The 24,455-nt window shown below is 42.8% G+C and carries 24 protein-coding genes; 13 read left to right on the top strand and 11 right to left on the bottom strand.

Annotated features, from left to right (window positions below; genetic code table 11):
* Window positions 1-53: 53 nt before the first annotated feature.
* Both L1D60_RS04235 and L1D60_RS04230 read right to left on the bottom strand, forming a co-directional pair.
* Window positions 54-1,247: an outer membrane protein transport protein gene (locus tag L1D60_RS04235; RefSeq protein WP_239839887.1), complete on the bottom strand. Its 1,194-nt coding sequence runs from the start codon at window positions 1,245-1,247 to the stop codon at window positions 54-56.
* Window positions 1,240-3,426, bottom strand: a complete 2,187-nt coding sequence (locus tag L1D60_RS04230; protein ID WP_239839886.1) for an alpha/beta fold hydrolase — start codon at window positions 3,424-3,426, stop codon at window positions 1,240-1,242. Before L1D60_RS04230 ends, L1D60_RS04235 begins: the two co-directional genes overlap by 8 nt.
* 454 nt (window positions 3,427-3,880) lie before the next feature.
* Here L1D60_RS04230 and L1D60_RS04225 point away from each other — a divergent pair, with 454 nt between their 5' ends.
* From L1D60_RS04225 to dcuC, 3 genes are all read left to right on the top strand, one after another.
* The gene (locus tag L1D60_RS04225) at window positions 3,881-4,546 is read left to right on the top strand and encodes a winged helix-turn-helix domain-containing protein (protein ID WP_239839885.1); all 666 of its coding nucleotides are present in this window, start codon (window positions 3,881-3,883) and stop codon (window positions 4,544-4,546) included.
* Window positions 4,539-5,051, top strand: coding sequence for a hypothetical protein (locus tag L1D60_RS04220; protein ID WP_239839884.1), 513 nt, complete (start codon window positions 4,539-4,541; stop codon window positions 5,049-5,051). Before L1D60_RS04225 ends, L1D60_RS04220 begins: the two co-directional genes overlap by 8 nt.
* A gap of 379 nt (window positions 5,052-5,430) precedes the next feature.
* Window positions 5,431-6,798 (top strand): anaerobic C4-dicarboxylate transporter DcuC, encoded by a 1,368-nt coding sequence (gene dcuC / locus L1D60_RS04215; protein WP_032552655.1) that lies wholly within the window; start codon window positions 5,431-5,433, stop codon window positions 6,796-6,798.
* A 92-nt stretch (window positions 6,799-6,890) separates the two neighbouring features.
* On the opposite strand, the gene L1D60_RS04210 is transcribed toward dcuC, so the two are convergent.
* Together L1D60_RS04210 and narQ are read right to left on the bottom strand one after the other, a co-directional pair.
* Entirely contained in the window at window positions 6,891-7,523 is a 633-nt protein-coding gene (locus tag L1D60_RS04210; protein WP_239839883.1) for a response regulator, read from the bottom strand.
* Window positions 7,510-9,240, bottom strand: coding sequence for a nitrate/nitrite two-component system sensor histidine kinase NarQ (gene narQ / locus L1D60_RS04205; protein WP_239839882.1), 1,731 nt, complete (start codon window positions 9,238-9,240; stop codon window positions 7,510-7,512). Before narQ ends, L1D60_RS04210 begins: the two co-directional genes overlap by 14 nt.
* Window positions 9,241-9,492: 252 nt before the next feature.
* Here narQ and napF point away from each other — a divergent pair, with 252 nt between their 5' ends.
* From napF to L1D60_RS04175, 6 genes are all read left to right on the top strand, one after another.
* Window positions 9,493-9,972 (top strand): ferredoxin-type protein NapF, encoded by a 480-nt coding sequence (gene napF, locus L1D60_RS04200; RefSeq protein WP_239839881.1) that lies wholly within the window; start codon window positions 9,493-9,495, stop codon window positions 9,970-9,972.
* A gap of 22 nt (window positions 9,973-9,994) precedes the next feature.
* Window positions 9,995-10,300, top strand: a complete 306-nt coding sequence (locus tag L1D60_RS04195; RefSeq protein WP_239839880.1) for a chaperone NapD — start codon at window positions 9,995-9,997, stop codon at window positions 10,298-10,300.
* Window positions 10,297-12,786, top strand: a complete 2,490-nt coding sequence (gene napA / locus L1D60_RS04190; protein WP_239839879.1) for a periplasmic nitrate reductase subunit alpha — start codon at window positions 10,297-10,299, stop codon at window positions 12,784-12,786. The genes L1D60_RS04195 and napA overlap by 4 nt, the downstream gene beginning before the upstream one ends.
* 75 nt (window positions 12,787-12,861) lie before the next feature.
* Complete coding sequence (locus L1D60_RS04185) at window positions 12,862-13,317, top strand: nitrate reductase cytochrome c-type subunit (RefSeq protein ID WP_239839878.1); 456 nt, start codon at window positions 12,862-12,864, stop codon at window positions 13,315-13,317.
* 25 nt (window positions 13,318-13,342) lie between these two features.
* Window positions 13,343-13,921, top strand: a complete 579-nt coding sequence (locus L1D60_RS04180) for a NapC/NirT family cytochrome c (protein WP_239839877.1) — start codon at window positions 13,343-13,345, stop codon at window positions 13,919-13,921.
* A gap of 11 nt (window positions 13,922-13,932) precedes the next feature.
* The gene (locus L1D60_RS04175) at window positions 13,933-14,070 is read left to right on the top strand and encodes a TIGR02808 family protein (RefSeq protein ID WP_239839876.1); all 138 of its coding nucleotides are present in this window, start codon (window positions 13,933-13,935) and stop codon (window positions 14,068-14,070) included.
* A 90-nt stretch (window positions 14,071-14,160) separates the two neighbouring features.
* Here the strand turns inward: L1D60_RS04175 and phaC are convergent, their stop codons facing one another.
* From phaC to L1D60_RS04150, 5 genes are all read right to left on the bottom strand, one after another.
* Entirely contained in the window at window positions 14,161-15,942 is a 1,782-nt protein-coding gene (gene phaC, locus L1D60_RS04170; protein ID WP_239839875.1) for a class I poly(R)-hydroxyalkanoic acid synthase, read from the bottom strand.
* An 89-nt stretch (window positions 15,943-16,031) separates the two neighbouring features.
* Entirely contained in the window at window positions 16,032-16,376 is a 345-nt protein-coding gene (locus L1D60_RS04165) for a phasin family protein (protein WP_032552664.1), read from the bottom strand.
* Window positions 16,377-16,479: 103 nt separating this feature from the next.
* On the bottom strand, window positions 16,480-17,691 hold the full coding sequence (locus L1D60_RS04160; RefSeq protein WP_239839874.1) for an acetyl-CoA C-acetyltransferase: 1,212 nt from the start codon (window positions 17,689-17,691) through the stop codon (window positions 16,480-16,482).
* Between the two features lie 21 nt (window positions 17,692-17,712).
* Window positions 17,713-18,453 (bottom strand): SDR family oxidoreductase, encoded by a 741-nt coding sequence (locus tag L1D60_RS04155; protein WP_239839873.1) that lies wholly within the window; start codon window positions 18,451-18,453, stop codon window positions 17,713-17,715.
* Between the two features lie 549 nt (window positions 18,454-19,002).
* Window positions 19,003-19,677, bottom strand: coding sequence for a hypothetical protein (locus tag L1D60_RS04150; RefSeq protein ID WP_239839872.1), 675 nt, complete (start codon window positions 19,675-19,677; stop codon window positions 19,003-19,005).
* A gap of 102 nt (window positions 19,678-19,779) precedes the next feature.
* Here L1D60_RS04150 and L1D60_RS04145 point away from each other — a divergent pair, with 102 nt between their 5' ends.
* Window positions 19,780-20,358 (top strand): hypothetical protein, encoded by a 579-nt coding sequence (locus tag L1D60_RS04145; protein ID WP_239839871.1) that lies wholly within the window; start codon window positions 19,780-19,782, stop codon window positions 20,356-20,358.
* A gap of 203 nt (window positions 20,359-20,561) precedes the next feature.
* On the top strand, window positions 20,562-20,804 hold the full coding sequence (locus L1D60_RS04140; protein ID WP_084181908.1) for a hypothetical protein: 243 nt from the start codon (window positions 20,562-20,564) through the stop codon (window positions 20,802-20,804).
* 107 nt (window positions 20,805-20,911) lie between these two features.
* On the opposite strand, the gene L1D60_RS04135 is transcribed toward L1D60_RS04140, so the two are convergent.
* Window positions 20,912-21,370 carry an Lrp/AsnC family transcriptional regulator gene (locus tag L1D60_RS04135; RefSeq protein WP_239839870.1) on the bottom strand — a complete coding sequence of 153 codons (459 nt, stop codon included), beginning with the start codon at window positions 21,368-21,370 and terminating at the stop codon, window positions 20,912-20,914.
* A gap of 152 nt (window positions 21,371-21,522) precedes the next feature.
* On the opposite strand from L1D60_RS04135, the gene L1D60_RS04130 reads away from it, so the two are divergent.
* Both L1D60_RS04130 and L1D60_RS04125 read left to right on the top strand, forming a co-directional pair.
* Window positions 21,523-22,473, top strand: a complete 951-nt coding sequence (locus tag L1D60_RS04130; protein ID WP_239839869.1) for a DMT family transporter — start codon at window positions 21,523-21,525, stop codon at window positions 22,471-22,473.
* Between the two features lie 81 nt (window positions 22,474-22,554).
* The gene (locus tag L1D60_RS04125) at window positions 22,555-23,010 is read left to right on the top strand and encodes an exoribonuclease R (RefSeq protein WP_239839868.1); all 456 of its coding nucleotides are present in this window, start codon (window positions 22,555-22,557) and stop codon (window positions 23,008-23,010) included.
* Between the two features lie 33 nt (window positions 23,011-23,043).
* Here L1D60_RS04125 and L1D60_RS04120 read toward each other — a convergent pair whose 3' ends face one another.
* On the bottom strand, window positions 23,044-24,432 hold the full coding sequence (locus L1D60_RS04120; RefSeq protein WP_239839867.1) for a HAMP domain-containing sensor histidine kinase: 1,389 nt from the start codon (window positions 24,430-24,432) through the stop codon (window positions 23,044-23,046).
* Window positions 24,433-24,455 lie beyond the last annotated feature (23 nt).

Raw genomic sequence — 24,455 nt, 5'->3', positions numbered from 1 at the left:
GATTGAGCCCTGCTGTATTTCAAATGTGAAACCGTTGTTCTTTGAACGGTAGGTTAAAAGCGATACTGGTATTGCATACCAACTAGCAGTGCGTCTGCGCTAACGTCAGCAGTAATGTTGCTCTGAGATCCAGGTATCGTCGTTAAGCTCTCATCGACGTAATCTGTCTCGCCCATCACAATGCCAACACCAAGATCGATGCTGCTGTTTTGTGTCATTGCGTAGCTACCTCCAACGGTTAACCAGTGACGATTTACGTCAGGAATCGACAAAGAAGTCAGGCTGTCAGTTGGTGATGCGTCGTACATGTAACCGGTACGCAGAGTCAACTTACTCGAAGCGGTGTAAGTCGCACCGACTGAAACATGCCCTGCATCTTTCCATTGGTACTCTTTGATGGAGCTTTCATAAGAATCGGATGTTAATGCATCGAATTCAGACCAATTTACCCACTGAATACTGTAATGCGCCGCCCATGATTCGTTGAGCTTGTGCCATCCAGAAAACTCAATAGTGTCTGGCAACGGCACATTCATCTTATCCGCAGGCACACCGCCTTTCGTAATGGTGCCTTCCACTTCAATATCTGGGCTATAGCGATAGGCAACACCAAATCTATGGTTGTCATTGACCTGATAGGTAACGCCAAGGTTCACACCGACCCCAACTCCATCAGCATCAATGTCGACTAGGCCTTTGCGATAGATTTCGCCTTCACCGTAAATCACATCGATACCACCACCGATATTGATTTTTTCTGATAACTCATAAGCCACTGCCAAGCCTAGGTTGACACTTGAAAGTGTGGTTTTTCCTCCAAACTCGCTTGCAGAAAATGAGTCATCAAACTCAACATTTGTTCCGAAGTTGGAATGTACTGTCGCGCCAAGGGTGAACTTGCTATTACCAAGTGGATGTACGTAATGAAAGTTGGGAACCAAGGTGCCTTGACTAAGAGACTGGTCGTCGAGCGTTTCAGTATCACCAACGATTGGCGTGTAGCTCACATTAGAAACGTCAATCTCACTGTCGATATAGACCGCACCAACCGATAGCATTGGCTCATCAATGTATGCCATCGCTGCGCTGTTTTTGGATACCACCGCCGCGCTGTCCGCTATCACAGCATCACCAGCAAAAGCTCTACCGAGGCCAGTTGCAGATTGTGCGTTCAGTTGAAAGCCCGCCGCCTGTGTAACACATGGCAAAAGTGCAACTGTAGAGGTAATCAGAACTCGATTATTCATGGTCCGCTACCTCCGTTTCGATGTGTACATCGTTGTCAATTTCGATGGCATGACCGTCTGTTACGACCATAGACGCCACCGCGACCTGTTGAGTGTTAGTTGCATCCCACACATATGAAAGCTCCTCATTGTCAGGTAGCCCAGGTAAACCTGATTCGTCCATCGTACCTTCATACGGGAACATGTAAGTTCCGTGACCACCAGTGGTTGCGCGAATCACACCACGGGTTTGGCTTTGAGATTGGTACTCCCCTTCAAAAGGAAACAACGTTGATCCAGTAATTTGAGTCAGACCTAGAGCTTTGATAAGTGGATCAGTGCCGGTACGAATGTTGTCAGGTGCAGAGTTCGGTACAACACTGTCTGGTACATAATCTTCACCTACGTCACAAGTTTCACCACAGCTACCCACTGCGGCCAAGAGAAGCGTTGGTTGTTGGTTTGCTACCTGTCTTGATGTAAAGCTTGCTGGCTCTGAACCATCGATGGTCATCTGTACGCCTTGCTTGAGATCAGTCACAATCAAATCAAAGATGTCATCTTCTAACTGACTCACTGTAATCGCGTTCTCTTCAGACTCAGCAACGAACTCGCGCAAGGCTTCAATACAGGTTTGATTGGTCGATTCTGAAGTACATACATCAGGAATCACGGTTTCAGCAATGCTGCGCTGTACGTCCGGCGACTTCTTCACTGCTTCAGACATCTCTGGGCCTAAAGTCTGAGAAGATAGAACTAGGTTGGTTAACCCTTGTCCCGGCACAACAAAGTTCACAGTATTAAAAGCAAACTTAGGGCGATTTTGACTAAACTCACTCACCATCACCGACATGATGCCGCCCAAGGAGTGTCCAACTAAGTGGATTCGATCTTTGTCGACCCAAGACGCTTCATTCAATGCATATCGCAAACCCAAGAAATCTGACACTGACTGTTGTAGGTTAGAGCGCAGCGCCAATGGCGAATCGATATTGATGAAGAACGACTTGTTCGCACGCGCACTTATTTCGATGTCATCTTGATTATCAGAATCAATGTCATTGGCGTAACGAACACGCTCACCGTGATATGGCATGTCGATAGCAACTACAGCGTAGCCTTTTTCCGTATAATCACGAGCCATTAAGGAAGCAGCAGATTTATCCGCTGTTACACCGTGGATGAACACAACCGTTGGTAATTGGCTAACACCATCCCAATTCGCTGGGGTATAAATATCAGTCGTGATTGACTGAGTTTCCACTACTTCAGGTAGTGGGTCAGCTGCAGTAGGAAAACCACCCGACGCAGTCTTCATCCACTCATACAATGGTGGACAAGACTCAATTGGGTCGAACTCGCTCAACGTACATTCCACTTCACGGGACTCTGTGAAAGGCAAATAGAATGGAATTTCTAGAACACTTTTATAGAGATCATATTTATTTCTATTATCTTCAATGATTTTTAAGTCTGAAGTAAATTTAGTTTTCTCACGAGCATGGTTATTTCGCATCTCATCAAGGGTTGAATATGCACTTTGAGTTTTAAATTGTGCTGCATACACCGGATTGCCTTTGCCTTTAAATAAAGATATGGCTTTTAATATCTGCTCTTGAAGATCTTGATTTTGGTTTGCATTTTGCGGTACCAAGCCATAAAGAATATCTGTAAAACTGTCGTCGGCTTGAAGCGGCTCACCAAATTCTGTTTTCACAGCATCCGTAACAACGACATAATATAATTGGCTAGGTTTTAAGCTTGCTTCACACTCTATTTTAATATTACTTCCATCTGCTGATATCTGTGTATTAATTTCGTTACCAGAATCATCCATTAATACCACGTTACCCTGTAGGCTATTCGAATCTAACGGAAATCGCTTATCAGAATTAATGCTCTGCAAAGGAATTAAAATAGGTTCCGCACACAAACCCCACCCATCTAAAGCTGAGTAAGAATTGTTGTAATCTTGATAATACTCTTCACCGTGTAGAGCTAATAAGGCTCCTCTTTCACCGTTGCCTGAGATTGTGCCGTCATTATCGTAGCCATAACCATCATTTGGCTTAGGTAACTCTTGTACATTGTAAGGAACAAAAACAGACACGGGTTCTTGTGTGGTGCTTTCGTCAGATTGACATCCAACTAGTGCGATTGCAATTAATCCACAAAGGTGTGATTTTTTAAATATAGACAAAGCATCTCCTCATTTAAGCATATTTGTGCTCAGTGCCGAAACGTCGGTTCATGGTTAACTTTGAGCTGAGTTCAGCTCTCCTATTTGTGGTCAGCAATGAGTGATCAATCGAATCGTGATGTTAAAAAAGCTGTGTTTTGGCACATCCATCCGTAACCGATAGGAATACATTCATCATTCAACTCGCGACGCCGAAGAAACTACGTAAGAGCCTTGAACACTCAATCACACCCACTAAATCAGCTTCACATCCAAATGATCCAACACGCCTCCTTTTTAGGCACCTTAAACAACCTCAAACAGGCTCAAAAATGTTTATCAGAGAACATCAATCACACAAAATATTGCGATTTATCGGTAACTTGGAGGTTTAGAAGTGTCAAATGAGGTTTGTTTATAAATGTGCTGTCTTTTGTTATATTTCAGTAAAGGCATTTATTAAATGAGATAGAGTATGTCCGCTGAATTTACTATCAACGATGAAATACAAGTTGATCTAAAAGAGTACGAAATTCACCACCCTAAGACGGGGCGAACCTTCACCTTGGGTTCAAACGAGGTTGAACTACTCAAGTTTTTTTTCAAAAACCCCAACCAAGTAATCACTCGCCAAGCTCTCATTGAGCAAGTTTGGGAATCAAAAGGCATCTATGTAGAAGATGGAAGTTTGATGCAAACCATCTCTCTTTGCCGAAAAGCACTAGAAGATAAAGCAGGACTGTTAATTGTTACTGAACGTGGTAAAGGCTACCGATTTTCAGGACGAGTCGTTGAAGGGAAAGTGGAAGTAAAGCTGGATGAAACTCCAGAGGTTGCTCAAGTTGAAATGCCTGAAGAACAGCCTAAAACGACTCCGATAAAGTTAATCCCAATTACTTTGGTATTAATTATGAGCACCGTTCTATCCTATTTAGGCTTCACCTACTTTGAAAAAGTTTCTGTATCTAAACTCGTGACTACATCACATTATCTAACCTGCAGAATCACAAGCGATCATATTAAATATAAAGAGCTTTATAACGTTACTATGTACGAATATGAAGATAGAAACATCATTATTGATCATACAGGTAAATCACTTAGCTTTCCTAATGAGTTTACAGGAGTAGAGTGTGAGTAAAAATAACGCGATAATTGTATTCGTAGCAATATTAGGTATTGCTCTTGGGTGGCTTGCTACAATATTCACTAGCTCTAAGCTAGAAGGTCATTATCTAGCCAACCCAGTTAATGTTATTATGCCTCCTAATGACGTTATCTATAATGCCTCTTCAATTAATATCGAATTTAAACAAAATAATAGCTATGACCTGCTTTATGTTACCGATAGACAAGTCGGTTTTACGTCATCAGGCACTTATAGTATTACTGGTAAACATATTTCTCTGGATGAAGAGCAGCATCAACAGATAGTCCCTGACCGTGAATTAGATTTCTATGAAAAAGTGATGATCAGTGAAGGCTCTGTTTTGTCTTCTGACTTCATGCCTTATATTCCAATCGGTAAAGATGAGATTTTGTTAGTCACACCTAATTCTATGCTGCACCTGTGTAAATCGGTTGCATGTAAAGACCTTCCCCACTACGAAAATGAAGTACCTAAACTGGTGGAGCCAGAAGAGTAACGCTGTTAAACCAAAGTACGAATAAACAAATCGAAAAAGGGGCTTATGCCCCTTTTTTGTTCATTTAACCATCACATCTAGCCACAACTCCCATAAGCATCACACTCCTCATCCTGCAAGTTACAAATCCAACCTATGAGCAACATATTCAATACAAGGTGATCCGACCGATGTTCTAGTTGGTTACTAATTTCTTTTATTAACATCTAAACAACACTATTTAATCACTATGATTTGCTGAATTTAACATCGAAAAAATTATTTGTTTTAGATCATGCGAACTTCAACTTGACCTCGTGCCACAGAACACTTTTCTGTACATTCAGTGACATATTCTGAAACAGTTTCTTATATTTTTTAAAACTTAGTGGAGATTTCTATGTTAGAACTCTTAATTGGATTGGTAGTGACTATTGCCGTAGGCTACTTCATTGTTAAAGGCTATAAGGCAGCGGGCGTACTACTTACAGCTGGTATCGCGTTACTTCTCATCACTGGTCTCATTGGTCATACGGTTTTGCCTGCGAAAGTAGCATCAACAGGTAACATGGTTACCGATGCACTTGAATTTGTTAAATACATGCTTCAGTACCGTGGCGGCGGTCTAGGTATGCAGATCATGCTTCTATGTGGTTTCGCTTCTTACATGACTCACATCGGCGCAAACAATGTCGTTGTTAAGCAGTTCTCTAAACCTCTTTCTGTTATCAAATCACCTTACGCACTGCTTGTTGCGGCTTACATCGTAGCGTGTCTCATGTCTCTTGCGGTAAGTTCTGCGACAGGTCTAGGCGTACTATTGATGGCTACCCTATTCCCTATGATGACGGCAATGGGTATTTCTCGCCCTGCAGCTGTCGCTGTATGTGCTTCTCCTGCCGCGATCATTCTTTCTCCAACATCGGGTGACGTTGTGATTGCTGCAGAAAAGTCAGGCTTAGCTCTAGACGTATTCGCAGTTCAAACCGTTCTGCCTGTTTCTATCTGTGCAATCATCGTGATGGCCGCAGCTGCTTTCTTCTGGAACAAATACCTCGACCAGAAAGAGAACACGCCAATGGAAAAGATCGACGTATCTGAAATCGAAGCAAATGCGCCAGCTTTCTACGCAGCTCTACCATTCTTGCCAATCATTGGTGTATTCCTATTCAACGGCCGCACAATCCCTGGCTTACAACTTGATATCTACACTATTGTTGTCGGCTCTATTTTTGTGGGTGCATTGGTTGATTACGTGGTTAAGAAGTTCGATGGTGAAAAAACCCTCGAAGATCTAGATTCTTGCTACCAAGGTATGGCAGAAGCGTTTAAAGGCGTGGTAATGCTATTGGTTGCTGCAGGTGTATTTGCACAAGGCCTAATGTCTATTGGTGCAATCGACAACCTGATTGGTCTAGCAGAAGCAGCAGGCGCTGGTGGTATTGCTCTAATGCTTATCCTAACAGGCCTAACGGTCGCAGCTGCAATCGCTACAGGTTCAGGTAATGCACCTTTCTACGCATTCGTTGAGCTTGCACCTTCATTAGCAGCGAAAATGGGTCTAAACCCTGCGTTCCTAATCATTCCTATGCTTCAAGCATCTAACTTAGGTCGTACGATTTCTCCGGTATCTGGCGTAGTTGTAGCTACTTCAGGTATGGGTAAAATTAGCCCATTTGAAGTAGTAAAACGTACTTCAGTGCCAGTAATTTGTGGTCTGATTACCGTTATCTTCGGTACGTTAGTATTGGTACCAATGGCGGCATAACTCCGTGTCCCTTTAGTTAACACCAATAAAAAACGCCAAACTCTGTGAGTTTGGCGTTTTTGTATTTATCGCTCTTAAAAAGAGAAATGAACTTACTTCATCTCACCGTAGCGTTCTAAGTAAAGAACCGTTGCGGCTGTTCTTGAAGCCACTTGCAGCTTCTTAAGCAAGCTCTTCATATGTACCTTAACGGTCGATTCTGAAATAAATAGATGATCAGCGATTTGCTTGTTGCGGTACCCTTTTGCAACCTCTTGAAGAATCTGCATTTCACGCTCAGTTAGCTGGTCAAAAATGTCTTCACGACTCGCTGCATCGCTTAAATAATTGGCTACCACGCTGCTGTAAGCTTTATCACCGCTGTGCGCTTTTTTCAACAGGTCGATCAATTCATCTGGCTCAGTATCTTTTAGAAGGTAGCCATCAGCACCCGCTTTTACGATTGCTTCAATATCAGCAGGGCTATCGGACACTGTTAGAATCACAATATTTGCACTTGAACCATCTGTACGCAGTGCTTTAAGAGTATCTAAACCAGACATACCTTTCATGTTAAGATCCAATAGGATTAGATCAGGATCTTGTTCATGAGCCATTGCGACTGCATCAGTGCCGTTGCTTGCTTCTCCGACTACTTCAAACTCATCTTCAAAGCTGAGTAGCTGGCTGATACCACGGCGCATCAACGGGTGGTCATCGACCAACATTACTTTACAAATCGTCAAGATTAACTTCCTTCAAACTTTTATACTTTAGAATGACTGTACAGCCCTTACCTTTCGCTGTTTCAATCGTTAATTCGCCATTCAGCCTTGCCGCGCGCTCCTGCATTATACTCATGCCATAGTGATTCACCTTAGAGGCACTATGGTCAAAACCATCTCCGTTATCCTTTATCACGACTAATACTTCGCCATTTTCATCGTTACAACATACATCGATTAAATCGGCATTGGCGTGCTTTATTGCATTTACGGTTGCTTCTCGGATCAATTGAAGCAAATGAACTTGGCTATGCGCATCAAGTTCAATCGACGACAGATTATTGGTTAGATTAATCGTGCCATCTGTTCTTTCACTGAGTTGCTCAAGCATGGTGCTCAAAGCATCTCCGAAATTACCCTCTTTGATTGATAACCTAAAGGTCGTCAACAACTCTCTCAATTGAGTATAAGCTTCTGCAAGCCCATTCCCCAGCTCTAGCGCAATCTGTTCTGACTGCTCTCTGTGTTTATGTTCTGGGAGTTTGCCTATTACTCGCTTTAAAAGAGTAACTTGAATTTTCAAATAAGACAGTGACTGAGCTAGCGAGTCATGAAGTTCACGTGCAATCGTCGCACGTTCTTCCATTATGATCAGTTGCTCTGCCTGTTTCTGTGCAATGTTATAGTATACCGCACGTGACAGTAGGCGAATAAAGTTATCAATTAGCGCTTTTGTTGAATGCCCATGGTGATAGCAACAATACAAATAACCTAGCGTGATTTCACTGTCATCAAGCTTCATTTCGAACTTTTCGTAGTGCGAATTCTCGTCATACCCTTCATCGAGTACAAAAGAGCGCCCTGACGTATCCAAGATCTCTAACCTCAATGACTCAATATCTTCCAAACTCACTAGATGTTGAAGAATAGCTCTAAAGTTTTCTGGCGAGACTCGAGTCACACGCAACTCTTGAGATGAGTTATAGAGCGCTTGCAGTGATTGGTTGGCGCTTTGCAACTCTTTCGTTTTCGCATCTACGACATCTTCTAGGTTTCGATAAAGTGCACCCAGATCTCGAGTCATCGAGTTGAAGGTCTTAGTTAATATTCCAAGCTCATTGTTATTTGTGACTTCCAAGTGAACTTCAAAGTCGCTGTTTTTGATTCTATGGCTCGCAGCTACCAAGGCATGCAGTGGTTTAACAACTTGTTTACGGACAAAATGAACAACAAAAAGAGATATGACTAGAATCCCACCCAGTCCGATACCACCAGCCCACGCCAATTTGATGAGCTTGTTTTCAGAAAATTCTTGAAGCTTAAATACGAAGCCATCAATTTCAGAAACGAAGTTTTCGACCAGTACTAAGTAGTGCTGTCTGTCTGAGCTATTCAGTACCTGTTTCAATTCATGCCATCGACCAATGATCAAATAGTAGTCTTCTGTGATGTGCGTCGGAACTTCCCAACCGACTAAGGCTGCCATCGACTCAGAGTACAGAGATGCTTCGAACTCTCGTATATGCTCATCGTAGTCGATTGATTGTACTTGAATATCATGAGCCAAACGGTAGCTCTGCATTCGCATAGAACCCGCTACATTGACTGCCTCAGCATCATTGAGGCTCGATGCTAAAGTGAAGATCGCGAACCCTGTTGTCGCTACCGACAAAAGTAAGATGAAAAGCAGCGACTTAGCAATAGTACTGGTAAGTGATGAAACGGGTTTAATAAGCAAAAGAAATTCCCAATCGTTCGAATGTAGCTTAACGGCGATTATTGTCACATATCGAAATTCATAGCTCCAACCAATATGTGACCTAACGACGCGTAATTTATTGATCTAAGACAATATACAACCCTAATTAGCCCTTAGGGGGTATTTATGCAAATGTTTCTAAAACTACACTGTATGTGAGGATAAATTACAAGATGTTAATGAGCAAACGGTCTACAATTACAACATCTTAGCAACATTTAAGGTGAGCATGTGCTAGATTTATCAAAACGGCGTCTGTTTTCACGTAAAAAGGTCGACTTAAGCCAAATCCGCTTACCCTGGATTAAAGAGCTAAGCCAGTTTACTGATGACTGTACTCGCTGTGGAAAGTGCATCGATAAATGTGAAACGAGCATCATCGTTTTGGGAGATGGTGGTTTTCCTACTGTCGACTTCTCAATTGATGAATGCACCTTCTGTTACCAATGTGCCGATGTTTGTCCCGAACCCATTTTTAAAAATGAACAAGAAACACCTTGGCAAGCTAAAGCGTCTATTTCAGACAAGTGTTTAGCCCAAAAGAATGTTGAATGCCGTAGTTGCGGTGATATGTGTGAGCCAATGGCCATACAGTTTCAACTAAGAGCTGGTGGTGTGGCTCTACCAAAAATCGATTTAGATGAGTGTAGCGGATGTGGTGCTTGCGTAGCAGTTTGCCCGACTTCAGCTATCCTTGTGAGTAATGCATAAATAAAAATAACGAGAGCAATTTATGTCGCTAAACGAAGTACATATCTCAAGTTTAGTCGTGCATGTGAGCCCAGAGCATCTCTCCGAAATCAAAGCAGAAATTGAGAAATTCGACAACGCTGAGATTTATGGCGACAGCCCTGAAGGCAAGATCATCGTAGTGTTAGAAACAGAAAATCAAGGTTTTGTCACTGACACTATTGAAGCAATTAACAATATACAGAACGTATTAGGCACTGCTTTGGTTTACCACCAAGTTGAAACAGGCCTAGACGAATTAGAATCAGACACTGGAAGCAATAATTCTCAAATCGAGGGTGAAGTATGAAAATGACAAGACGTGCGTTTGTGAAAGCAAACGCGGCTGCATCAGCAGCAGCCGTTGCGGGTGTAACTCTACCAGCAACAGCAGCTAACCTGATCGCAAGCTCAGATGAAACAAAAATCAAGTGGGATAAAGCGCCTTGTCGTTTTTGTGGTACGGGTTGTTCGGTACTAGTCGGTACCCAAAATGGTAAAGTGGTTGCGACTCAAGGCGACCCAGAAGCACCAGTAAACAAAGGCCTTAACTGTATCAAAGGCTACTTCCTTTCAAAAATCATGTACGGTAAGGATCGTCTAAACACGCCTCTACTTCGCATGAAAGATGGTAAATTCCATAAAGATGGTGATTTCGCACCAGTATCTTGGGACCAAGCGTTCGACGTAATGGCCGAGAAATGGAAAGAAGCACTGGCTAAGAAAGGCCCAACATCTGTTGGTATGTTCGGTTCTGGTCAATGGACAGTAATGGAAGGTTACGCTGCTGCAAAAATGATGAAAGCAGGTTTCCGTTCTAACAACATCGATCCAAACGCTCGTCACTGTATGGCATCTGCTGTAGTAGGTTTCATGCGTACGTTCGGTATTGATGAACCAATGGGTTGTTACGATGACTTCGAACACGCAGACTCTTTCGTTCTGTGGGGTTCTAACATGGCAGAGATGCACCCTATCCTATGGACTCGTATTACTGACCGTCGCTTAAGCCATCCACATGTTAAAGTAAACGTACTGTCTACTTACTACCACCGTTCTTTTGAGCTAGCAGACCAAGGTTATATCTTTAACCCACAATCTGACCTTGCGATTGCAAACTTCATCGCTAACTACATCATTGAAAACGACGCTGTAAACTGGGATTTCGTAAACAAACATACGAACTTCAAGCAAGCTGATACTGACATCGGTTACGGCCTACGTGATGAAGATCCACTACAGCAAGCTGCTGCGAATCCAAACTCTGGCAAAATGACATCTATCTCTTTCGAAGAGTACAAGAAGTCTGTTGCGCCTTACACAGTTGAAAAAGCTTCTGAAATTTCAGGCGTCGAGCCTGAGAAGCTAATTGAACTAGCAAAACAATACGCGGATCCAAACACGAAAGTAATGTCTCTATGGACTATGGGTATGAACCAACATACTCGTGGTGTATGGATGAACAGCCTTGTTTACAACATCCACCTATTGGTTGGTAAGATTGCTACTCCAGGTAACAGCCCGTTCTCTCTAACAGGTCAACCATCTGCATGTGGTACTGCTCGTGAAGTAGGTACGTTTGCTCACCGTCTACCAGCAGATATGGTAGTAATGAATCCTAAGCACCGTGAGTACGCAGAGAAAATTTGGGACATCCCTACTGGTGTTATCCCACCAAAACCGGGTTACCACGCTGTTCTTCAAGACCGCATGCTAAACGACGGTAAGCTAAACGCTTACTGGGTAATGTGTAACAACAACATGCAAGCTGGTCCAAACATCAACAATGAACGTCTACCAGGTTACCGTAACCCAGAAAACTTCATCGTTTGTTCTGACCCATACCCAACAGCAACAGCTCAAGCAGCTGACCTGATTCTTCCAACAGCAATGTGGATCGAGAAAGAAGGTGCTTACGGTAACGCAGAGCGTCGTACCCAAGCTTGGTACCAACAGGTTCCTGCTGTAGAAGGCGCGAAGTCAGACCTATGGCAAATCATGGAGTTCACTAAGCGCTTCAAGATGGAAGAGATCTGGACTGAAGAGCAGCTAGCTCTAGCGCCTCAATGGCGTGGTAAGTCAATGTACGACATGCTTTTCGCTAACGGTAAAGTAAACAAATACCCACTATCTGAAGCTCAAGAGCTGAATGATGATGCGCAAGCAGCTGGTTTCTACATCCAAAAAGGTCTGTTCGAAGAGTACGCTGCCTTTGGTCGCGACCACGGACACGATTTAGCACCATACGATGTTTACCACACTGTACGTGGTCTACGTTGGCCTGTTGTTGACGGCAAAGAGACACTTTGGCGTTACAAAGAAGGTTCTGATCCATATGCGAAAGAAGGTTCAGGTTGGGACTTCTACGGTAAGCCAGATGGCAAAGCACTGATCATCTCTGCACCATATGAAGCGCCACCAGAAGCACCAGATTCTGAATTCGACATGTGGCTATGTACAGGCCGTGTTCTTGAACACTGGCACACAGGTACTATGACTCGTCGTGTTCCTGAGCTTTACAAAGCAGTTCCAGATGCAGTGTGTTACATGCACCCTGCTGATGCGAAAGCTCGTGGCGTTCGTCGTGGTGAAGAAGTTCTTATTTCTAACAAGCGCGGTGAAGTGCGAGTTCGTGTTGAAACTCGTGGCCGTAACCGTCCGCCACAAGGCTTGGTATTCGTACCATTCTTTGATGCGCGCATTCTGATCAACAAGCTGATCCTTGATGCAACTGACCCACTATCGAAGCAAACAGACTTCAAGAAGTGTCCAGTTAAAATCACAAAAGTCGCTTAATTAGTTAAGAATGTCAGGGCTGCAGCTTTTATGCAGCCCGCTATAAGAATTTAGCCATTCGGCGGAGAATAAATAATGAAAAAATTACTCATCACACTGTTATCTGTTGGTGCAATGATCGCTGGTGTTGCTCAAGCTGAGCTTGAAAACCCAGGTGGTATCGGTGGCGTAGAATCACTACGTGGTGCTAGCGAACTTGAATCGACTCGTCCTGCAGATGACTTTAAAAAGTTCCCTCGTGAACAAGTACTGGAAAGCGACTTCGTTTATCAGCCACCGTTGATTCCACACTCAACACGTAGCTACGAAGTATCTCTGAATGCAAACAAGTGTCTATCATGTCACAGCTGGAAAAACGCGAAAGAGATGGGTGCAACTAAGATCAGTGTTACTCACTACATGAACCGTGAAGACGCTGTTCTTGCTGACGTATCACCTCGTCGATACTTCTGTCTTCAGTGTCACGTGCCTCAAGCAAATGCAAAACCATTGGTTGAGAATGAATACCAGCGCGTAGAATCTCTTCGCTAATCCGTACCTGAGAAGAGGCGAATTTATGAAACTATTAAAAACGTTTTGGAAAAGGCTATCGACGCCAAGTAAAGCTGCAGCAGGTGTTTTGCTGTTCATGGGCTTTGCCGGCGGTCTTCTTTTCTGGGGTGCATTTAACACGGGAATGGAAGCAACAAACACAGAAGAATTCTGTTCAGGTTGTCACGCTCCTATCGTTGAAGAGATCCAAGAGACGATTCACTACTCGAACCGTTCTGGTGTTCGTGCAATCTGTTCAGACTGTCACGTACCACATGAATGGACTGACAAGATCGTTCGTAAGGTTCAAGCATCGAAAGAACTCTACGCACACTTTATTTCTAAAACGATCGACACGCCAGAGAAATTCAGAGAGCGTCGTCACCACTTAGCTGAACGTGAGTGGGCTCGTTTGAAGAAGAACGACTCTCTAGAATGTCGTAACTGTCACCAGTTTGAGTTTATGGACTTCTCAGAGCAGAGTTCACGCAGTGCTAAGCAGCACTCAACGGCACTGGCTTCAGGTGAAAAGACATGTGTAGATTGCCACAAAGGTATCGCACATAAACTGCCTGACATGCACGGTGTTGAAGGTTGGCAATAAGAGGATAAGCAATGAGTACTTTAGAATCAGTAATTTGGCATATCCTTGGTTACAGCGCGATGCCATTCATCATTCTTTCAGGCTTCGCAGTTGTTGCTGCTATCTCTATCTGGATTCTTTCATTCGGTAAAGATAAAGAAGTCGAGTAATTAACATCAACTTTTTGCCTATTTAGTTGATACTAAAAAGCCACTGATTACAGTGGCTTTTTTATTTCTGTTAGAAAAGTAGCAAAATCGCTATTTATCTACATCGACTATTGGCAATACTTGTTTCACATAATCACCCGGTGCCGTACCAATCACAGGGTTGAGCTCGGACCCTTGATTAAACGGTTCTCTCGGCTCGTCACTTTCAAATCCGACTAGCCATTTATTCCAATGAACCCACCAAGAGCCTTCGTTGTGTTTAGCATTCGCTAACCACTCTTGAGCGGAGTCATCTAGATTGTCGTTCAGCCAGTACCCATATTTGTTTTTGCTCGGGTGATTAACAATTCCTGCAATATGGCCAGACTCACCTAAGACAAAGGTTTTATTGCCTCCTGTATTGAGCGCACCTCGATAAGTGCCCTGCCATAACGCAATATGGTCATCTTTCGTCGAGATAAAGTAGCTAGGGATTTTAATCTTGTTAAGATCAATCCAAACACCACCAATTTTCACACCCTTATCTTGGACGAGCTTGTTCTCTAAATAGAGCTCTCTGAGCAAGAAGTTATGGCATTTCGCCGCTACATTGGTGCTATCACTGTTCCAATACAACAGGTCAAACTCCATTGGGCTGCTACCCTTCAAATAGTTGTCGATGTAGTAATTCCAATAGAGGCTGTTTTCTCTGAGTAGGCTAAAGGTAACACTCAAAGATCGACCGTCCATGAACCCTTTCATATCGTTCTGCTTTTCAATCGCACTAATGATGGTGTCATTGATGTAAGCACCGACCTCGCCCGGCTGAGAGAAATCAAGCAAGGTTGTGAAGAAGGTAGCGGTCTTGATGCGCTTCTTCATACGTTTTGCCGCATAGTAAGCGACCGTTGAAGCTAGCACAGTGCCACCTATACAGTAGCCCGCAGCATTAATTTGCTCTCTACCTGTAATGTCCTCAATGGCAGCGACCGCTTTCACGACACCTTCGGTTACGTAATCACCAAACTCAACGTCTTTTTGCGCTTCACTAGGGTTGCGCCAAGACATCATGAAAACAGAGTGCCCTTGCTCTAACAACCAACGAACCATCGAGTTCTTTTCTCTAAGGTCAAGAATATAGTATTTGTTGATAAATGGCGGAACGATAAGCATTGGAGTCGCATTGACTTGCTCTGTCTTTGGGTAGTATTGGATCAACTCAAACAGCTCATTTTTGAATACCACGTCCCCTTCTGTATTCGCAACGTCTTGCCCTAATCTAAAGGCATTGTTGTTGGTCATACGTATCTTGAGAATATCAGCGCTAGATTCAATATCAGCTCGTAATTGCTCCAACCCATCCACAAGGTTTTCACCATTGCGCTCTAAGGTGATCTTCATTAACTCAGGGTTAGTCGCAATGAAGTTGGTCGGTGAAAGTGCGTTGATTGCCTGACGCGAGAAGAAAGCAACACGCTCTCTTGTCTTCTCATCAATGCCTTCCATCGATTCAATCGTTTCCAAATAGCTTTTGCTAAATAGTAAATAAGACTGCTTGATGAAGTTATAGAATGGGTCATTTTTCCATGCGTCATCGATAAAACGTTTGTCATCACGCTCTTCAGAAACAATGGTACTGGTATTGCCCATTAAGACCGTATTCTGCCAAATTTGCAGTTGTTGTTCCCACCATTGCGTTTGCAATTTCAACATATCTGCAGGCTGATTTATGGCTTGCTCAAAGATTTTTGATGCATCTTCGAAATTGATCTCTTGCATCGCTTTATTGAGGGGTGACTGTGCGGCTTCCTTGCTTTGTTCAAAGTTCTCCCACCATTGCTGGTTTGTTTGCTGAAGTTTTACAAGGTAGTCCGAAAAGAAGTGTTGGAACATAATCTAACTCCAATGATCGGAAAATCGCCACTGACTTCATACAAATACAGTCCATGAAGACTACACGTATGACTCAGTGGCGATTTAATTTAGGCAGATGTTGTGTTTAGGTTTTCCGTCGTCAACGATTCAACATCTTCTTTAAATTCTTTCGCCGCAGCTTGGAATTTATTGCTGTCGCTCATCATTTGCTGTGATAGCTGGCTCAACACCGCCAGTTGCTGGCTATTGAATGCAGCAAGACCATTTACATCTTTAATGTCTGTGACCGCTTTCATTTGCGCTAAACCCATATCTGTATAAGTCTTCATCGCATTCATTTGCAGTTCAGTCATAACCTCTACATTTTTAGCAATCAGCTTGTTGAACTTGAAGTATGGTTCAAATTGCTTTTCTGTTTGGTCTGTCATTGATTTAAAAATATCCGTGTACATACATAACTCCTAAAGATTTCAAAGATTGAATTACAATTCGTATTGCTCATTTCTAGAGGTTGAACAACAGTGGTGAGCCTTTTCAAGCCCGCCACTATTGAAGTTACTCGTCGACGTTTTTCAACAAAACAGCGGTACCCATACCACCACCGACACACAATGAGGCCACGCCAGATTTTGCGTTAGTCGATAGCATTTCATGGACTAAGGAAACAATGATTCGGTTGCCAGATGCTCCAAGAGGATGGCCTAGCGCGATCGCACCGCCATTGACGTTCACTTTGTGTTTAAACGCCTCTAAAGGTAGGTCATGCTCTTCGGCTAGTTGATACATCACGCCCAGAGCTTGAGCTGCGAAGGCTTCGTTAAGCTCAAACAGTTCGATATCTTTTAGCTGCGTGTTGGCTTTAGCCAAGGTTTTGGTCACGGCTTCAACAGGACCAAGCCCCATGATTTTTGGATCAAGCCCTGATTGTGCGTAGCTTTCGAGCTCGACAAGCGGTGTCAACCCCAGTCTTTTTACAGCACTCTCCGAAGCTACAATAACGGCACTTGCACCATCATTAATGCCTGAGGCGTTTCCGGCGGTTACACTGCCTTCACGGTCAAATGCAGGCCTTAATTTTTGTAGCCCTTCAAATGTTGCGTCTGACTTAGGATACTCATCGGTATCGAACATGACGGTTTGACGACGCTGTTTCACTTCAACTGGGACAATTTGAGCAGCAAACTTGCCAGCTTCAATTGCCGCCACCGCCTTCTGTTGGCTCTCTAATGCGTAGTTGTCTTGCGCTAAACGAGAAATGTTGAGCTCTTTTGCGATGTTTTCTGCTGTAACGCCCATGTGATATTGATTAAATGCGTCCGTTAAGCCGTCACCAATCAGAAGGTCGGTCATCGAAATGTTGCCCATCTTGTGACCATTACGGACAGACGAAGGCACAACGAATGGGATTTGAGACATGACTTCTACACCGGCTGCGACGACAACTTCTGCGTCTTGCGCTTTAATGTGTGCTGCAGCATCCATCACTGATTTCATGCCACTACCACAAATCATGTTCACACCGTAAGCTGGCACTTCTTTCGGTACACCAGCAAACATAGAAGCTTGTCTAGCAACGCCCATTCCCTGCCCTGCAGAGATCACATTACCCACGATCACTTCATCAACATTTGATGGTTCTAACTGCGCAGCTTCCAACGCACCTTTAATTGCAACACCAGCCAATTGGCCTGCCGATGTGTCTTTTAGAGCACCTGTAAACGAACCAATTGGGGTTCGCTTTGCCGCAACAATAAAAATCTTTTCCATGGCTTTGTTCCTCACAGATCCTTAGTTCATGTACAAGCCGCCATTTACAGACAGTGTCTCGCCTGTAATGTACGCACCCGATTCACCTGCAAGAAAACCAACCGCATCGGCGATCTCAGTTGGTGTCGCCAAACGCTTCATAGGAATTTGGCCTTTGATAGATTCCAAGACTTCTGATTTCATCTGCTCAACCATCGGTGTGGCGGTATATCCCGGAGCAATAACATTTACAGTTACACCACTTCGAGCTCCTTCTGCGGCTAGCGCTTTCGAGAAGCCAATCATTCCAGCTTTAGCTGCGGAGTAGTTTGCTTGACCAAATTGCCCTTTTAAGCCGTTAACCGAAGAAATGTTAATAACTCGACAATTACCCTTTTCACACATTGGGGCAAACAGTGGTTGAGTAACGTTAAACAGACTGTTCAAGTTTGTGTCGATAACGTCTCGCCAAGCAGCGGCATCCATTTTCTTGAAAACACTGTCTCGTGTGATGCCTGCATTATTTACCAAAACATCAATCGTGCCTTCTTCTTCCAATAACTTGCTTAGGCGCTGCGCGCATTCTTCAGTGTTAGTCACATCAAGTTCAAACAATCTAACTTGATCTGAAGTGAATTGTTTTTCATTAAACCAATCTACGGCACACTGGTGATTACCAGTAAAGTAGGTCGCAATCACTCGATAGCCCTGTTCGACCAACTTAGAAGAAATTGCTGAACCTATTCCACCTTTCGAACCTGTAATTAAAGCAAGTTTTTTCATTGATAACTCCATCCGATACAAGCAAATAACAATACTATTAAGAAGAATGCTTAGCGCGTCTTATTAAATCCATGACTGTCGCTTTAATTAAACCCTACATGCTCAAGATAAAAACTTTTATTACAAACTAAACTAATTTCATATTTATTGATTGAAATTTGACCCAGATCCCACCCCTGATGAAATGTTATCACCTTGTAAAATTACTCAAACAACTGATTTAAAAGAGATTTATTACATATAGTTTTATCAACACGAAATATAAGCTCTTGTATTTATAGGAAATACTGTTGTTTAATCGACTATTGCAAAATAAGTGCAAAGTAGGATTTTTCTTATATTCACTACAATAATTACTGGTTATCCAATCTCAACCACATAGATTAATCGGATAAAACACCTTCACTACAAATTATTAACCCAGGTAATAAGTACATATTTAAAAATAAAAAAAGCCCATCATAAATGATGAGCTTTTTGTTATTAACAACTAAACCAATGTCTAATTGACTATATTTATTTCAAATAAATTTCATTTAAGTGATTATTTTAAAGCGAAAATATTTCACCGGTGTCTGCATCTAAATAGATTTTATCCTCGAGCTTTAATCCACCACAGTAAATGAAATAAACATTACGATTCGAGTACTTAACCGACTTGACCCATCCTCCGAGCTCTTCAAAATCTCCAGGCTCGCAGGTTCCATTTTCAATGAGGCTATCAACAGCCACTCTAAATGACTTTTGATAGGTTTTTAAGTCGTCAGATTTGACCAAGTACGAATCTAAGATCTCTACATGTTCATCAGCTGAAATGATGACTTCATCTTCACTCACCTTAGACATCTCAATCCATTCTGCCATTTCAGGAGCCCCCTCTCGCATCACAATGTAGTCGCTAATACGGCCCCAACCATCTGACTTCTCCAGGACTTCTATGTGATCTCCCTTATAGAGGTAATCTTTAATCAATGCATCTACATTAGGCTGGTCATACACTGCAATTTTACGCTCTGAAACGTAATAATCGGTTTGTTCAGGCAGAGCAGAAAGATCCAGTATCGGTTTTAACTCTTCTTTCGGTTCTTCTGAAACCTGTTCAACAGGAGTCTTTTCTTCTTCTAGTGGAGCAACATCGTCTTTTTTCATTACCAAAAAGTAATAGGCGGCTCCTCCTCCACCAAGAAGACACAATATCACCAATGCTATAATTACTTTTTTCATGATAACTGTTACTCACTCTCTGACGATAAACTTCAGTGTACAACAACTCCCTCTGATGCTCATCTATACTCTATTCAATATGTTAGAAAGATGGATGTCAGTATGAGATATGCGCTAGTCTGGTCAATCGCATTCGTGGTCGCCACAATAGCCTTTCGAGTCCCCGCCGCTGAATGCAACCAATACGACTGGGATCAGTTGTTGGACAATCAATTAGCTGCAGAAAATCGTTACAATCACTACTCAAAAGAATTCAACCTCGTTCTGGGAACATTCAAGTCACACATCTTTCTTTCAAAACAGTTCTCACAACAAGAACTCATCTCCTTTTGGCGACAAAACAACCCTTACTTTCAACGACAGCTCAGCCAGCAAATAGAAACGGCTCGCCAAGCGTATAAATTACTTTTAAAACAAGCACATTTAACACATATTGAAATTGAGCAAATCGAGCAGCTAAAAGATGGCTGGTCGAAAACCGCTGAAAGTTGTCGCTCACTCAATCAAGAGTTTCAATACGAGACAGCCCAGACTCACGTTGCTCATACACAAACGCTCATTTCAGACTACCAAGAGCTCAGCGATAAGTTTCGAAATCTCGCTCTGCGATACCTCAATGAGTCCAATTCTATTCTCGCGGCGAAACAACAGGCATTGGGAGATGACGTCGATCTGAAATGACTATTTATTTAATATTTATAAACACTCACACTATCAACAACTTGTAACGTTAGTTTTATTCATTTCAACAACATCGGTTAAAACAACGGCGAAATCCAAAGTTATCTGCGACACTCATCACAAAAAATATTTACAAACTCTCAAAAATTGCTATGATGGCCATTCATATAACTTAATAACAAGTAATATATTGGCTAGGTAATATGCAAAAATCGATGGCTTTAAACTGCTTGAGTAACACGGAATGGACTGCGGAGATAAGAGCTAAGCTTTTATCAGTAGTAAAACACATGGAAGAGTTCGGTTCAGTAAGTGAGCTAGAGCTATGCAAGATATTTGGTGAGACAATTTGGAATGACGGCGTTGATTATCATTCACACGCTTTTTCATTCAGAATTGATACGAAAACTGGAGATTGTTCAATTTCCAATTTCAAATATCACTAAAATTAGCGACTGATTTTGGATTCGGAGTACATTTATGTGCTCCGTTTTTCGTTTCTAGCCTCGTACTTTTTCTTCCAGTTCACACCTTTCCTAACTACATCGCAAGCTCACCCATTATAAATGGGTAACGGTGTATTGCCTTTAACCTGTCTGATCGCTAAGTGGGTATGGATATCTTTTACGTTTTCTAACCGTTGTAGCTTTCTAGTAAACGATTCGTACGCGTTTAAGTTTTCACTAACCACTTCCAATAGATAGTCATACGCGCCAGACACAACGTGGCAACTGATCACCTCTTCCATTTCTACAATGGCGTTTTCAAAATCATTGATTGATTTCTCCTGGTGATTACTCAGACTCACTTCCACAAACACACTCATTGCGATGCCAACATGACTGCGGGATAGGCTCACCCGATAGCTATCGATAATGCCATTTTGCTCTAGGCGCTTGATTCTACGAGCGCAAGGGGATGGAGATAGACCCACTAAATCTGCCAGTTCGGCAATCGTTAAGCGACCATCTCGCTGTAACAGTTCTAACAAGTGTTTATCGATACGATCCATCGTATTAACTCCAATATTGGTGAATATCATCAAACAATAACTAATAATTAACGATATCAGTTAATCGATAACTAATTCAAAGTAAATATTGCCAATTTTTGCCTGTTCACGTGCTTCATAATGTGTCTATCAAACAAGGATAGGAAAATACAATGTTGCTTGGGTACACTTCAATTGCCGTTACTTTACTGATTTGGGCTAGTTTCTTTTTATCGCTGAAGGGAGGCGCTAACTCAGTTTTAACCCCAGCAGATATCGCACTGACTCGTTTCCTTATTCCCGCAGCGTTTCTCTTTCCTCTGATATACAAAGCGCGCAATGCGATCGCATCAGTACCCAAAATCTATCTTATAGGCATGTTTATCGGGTGCGGACTTCCTTACTTGATCGTTACAAGTTCCGCGATGCAATATGTTTCTGTTGCTCAAGGCAGTGCGCTTGTACCAGGGACGTTACCACTGTTTGTGACCATGATTGCTGTATTCTTTTTCAAACAACCGCTTAGCCATCATCGCATCATAGGTTTATCGCTCGTCATTTCGGGTATCGCGCTCTTTTTGTATTCAAGTTTCTCTGTCAATGGGGACGATGCCAATGACACATTGATTAGTTCGCAGACCTTAGGTCAACTGCTGTTTCTATTGGCCAGTTTAATGTGGGCAATATTCACGATTTCAGCGCGAGTTGCGAACCTTAACGCCCTAGTTGTCGCTGGCTTAATTAGTTTCATGTCGAGCATTCTATTAATTGCTCTAATTGTCGCTGGAGTGCTCCCTAGTTACCTTTATGAACAGTCAGTCACTGAGTGGCCTTTCAATGAACTAATCACTCACAGCGCTATTCAAGGCGTTGGGGCTGGAATTATTGCTGCAGCTACCTATTTATACGCGGTGCAGACACTCGGCGCTGAACGTTCTGCGGCTTTTGGTAGCTCAACGCCCGTTATCGCTACCCTACTTGCCATCCCAATCTTTCAAGAGTTGCCAACATTGAACAGCTGGGTTTCCCTAGCATTGATTTGTAGCGGTAGCTTGTTAGCAAGTAATATCTTCCTTAAAAAAGATGCGTCACTGGATTATGAGCCACCCAAGCGCCACGCATAAAAACGGATACAGTGATAATTCACTTTTTATCGTGCTGTTTCTCATTTAAACTGGCGCACCTTTTTCCAAAGAGAGAATGTCATGCAACGCGATTACACACTTAACTGCCTGATCACCATGCCACGTCATGAGCTTGAAGAGTTCAGTTTAAGAATGATCCATCGTCTGGTGCCAGAGGATGCGATGAATGAACTGTTTACTTTTGAGCAAGAAGAAGTGACCAGTGAAGAACGCATGCAGTCAGCTAAATTTGACGCGATGCTACGAATGACTGCAATTGCCTTAGGAGAGGTTAACTTAGCGTTTTCTGAATCAGAGAACGCTCAGCAAAATATTGACCGTATGACTCGCCTTCTACTTTGGCACTTCTACTCCATCTCTTTTAATTTGGAAGAAGCAATTGCGATTGAGGTTCACTGTGAAAAAGTAGAATCGATCCTAAAGAACGCGCCAAAAGACGCATTCGGTTGGGTAAAAGAGCTCACTGAGCTACTTCACTTCTATGCAAAAGTGAACGAACAAAACAGCGAGCAATAAACATCTCGTTTAGGTTGAGCCAAGTTCTCTTCACTATGAACTAACGATGTTTGCAGAAGGCAGATAAAAACTTTGTTTAAAGGTATTATCTGCCTTTGTTGTTTCTAGAACACTGTGATGAAGCATCAAAATCGACTGTACTATGCGAGTTCCTATTCCTAGAGAGCCTTTAATAGCATGGTTATCAACCTCATTTTGAATGGTCACTCTTGTTCGCTTATCTTCCGCCCCTTGCTCCACAACAATGCTTAGCTCCCCATCATGTGGGGCATGACGAATCGCATTCTCCATTAAATTAAACATCAATCGCTCTATTAATTTTTGTTCGCCAACAATCGATACAGAACCCGCTATTGTTACGTTCAATTGAATACGCTTTGCAATGAGCTGACTCTTAAACGTCTCTTCGCATAACGTCAACAAACGATTGAAATCAATAGATTGATATTCGTAAGTCGGTAGCTCGTTCTCTTGTTTCGCCGTGTCGAGCAAAGCGTTGAGTTGTTCGAATAGCTTATTGCTGTTGCGATACGCGACGTCTATCAACGGATCAGACTCTGGGTTTTGCAACTGCCATGTCTCTAAATACCCCAAAACACTCGATAGTGGCGTTTTGAGATCGTGACTCAATTGAATTAATGTTTGGCGACGCTGCGAGGATTGGTGTTCTAGGTGAAGAAATTGCTGCTGTATGTGCTTTGCCATCAACTCATAAGATCTCGCCACTGGAACCAATTCAGGAACCTGTTTAGTGAAATCAGGCTCTAGTCTAAAGTCGTGCTCAGCTTGTTGTTGTAGCTTATCTGTGACTTGCTCAATTGGGTTCAGTAAGCTGCGCTTCACCAACATATAAGCACCAATTGCAAAGCCTAGAATCGAGATAAGTACTAGCGCTGCAAGTGCGATATAAGAAGAGTCGACTTGGGCATTCGCAATCACAGCGTGGCGATTACTCCCAATCAATACATATAGATAACCGACCGTTGAACCCAACTCTTGAATGGCTGCAACGGAGAAGACTTTCGGATCCGCCGGCGTGCGAGGATCTTCTCCTAAGATTGGATAAGCCTCATTGGCTAAAAAGCGATGGATAGGTGCTAAGTCGACATACTCAGTGAGCTCTGTGCCTTCAGGAGCAGCATGAGTGGTAATTTTGCCTTGAGCATCTAAGAAGTAGATCTCAAAATCTGGTCCAATCAACATCAAAGTATGAAAAATGCTTTTAAGGGCAACAGGGTTGTAATCTGTTCCGACCATGAGCGGGTTGTCGTCGCGCATATGACGAGCCAAATCTTTATGAAGGCTTTGTTTAGTCCTTTGTTCAATCGTCTGCTTTTGCCAATGGTAAGTAAAACCAATAGCCACACTTGCCAAAAGGAACCAAATGCTGGTGAATGCCATCAATCGAGACTTGAAGCTCATAACGAAACCTCCCCCTTACCCTG

This window comes from Vibrio sp. Isolate30 (assembly GCF_022397975.1).
In the GTDB taxonomy this organism is placed as follows: Bacteria; Pseudomonadota; Gammaproteobacteria; order Enterobacterales; family Vibrionaceae; genus Vibrio; species Vibrio fortis.
This window is presented reverse-complemented; position numbering and strand designations above follow the sequence as displayed.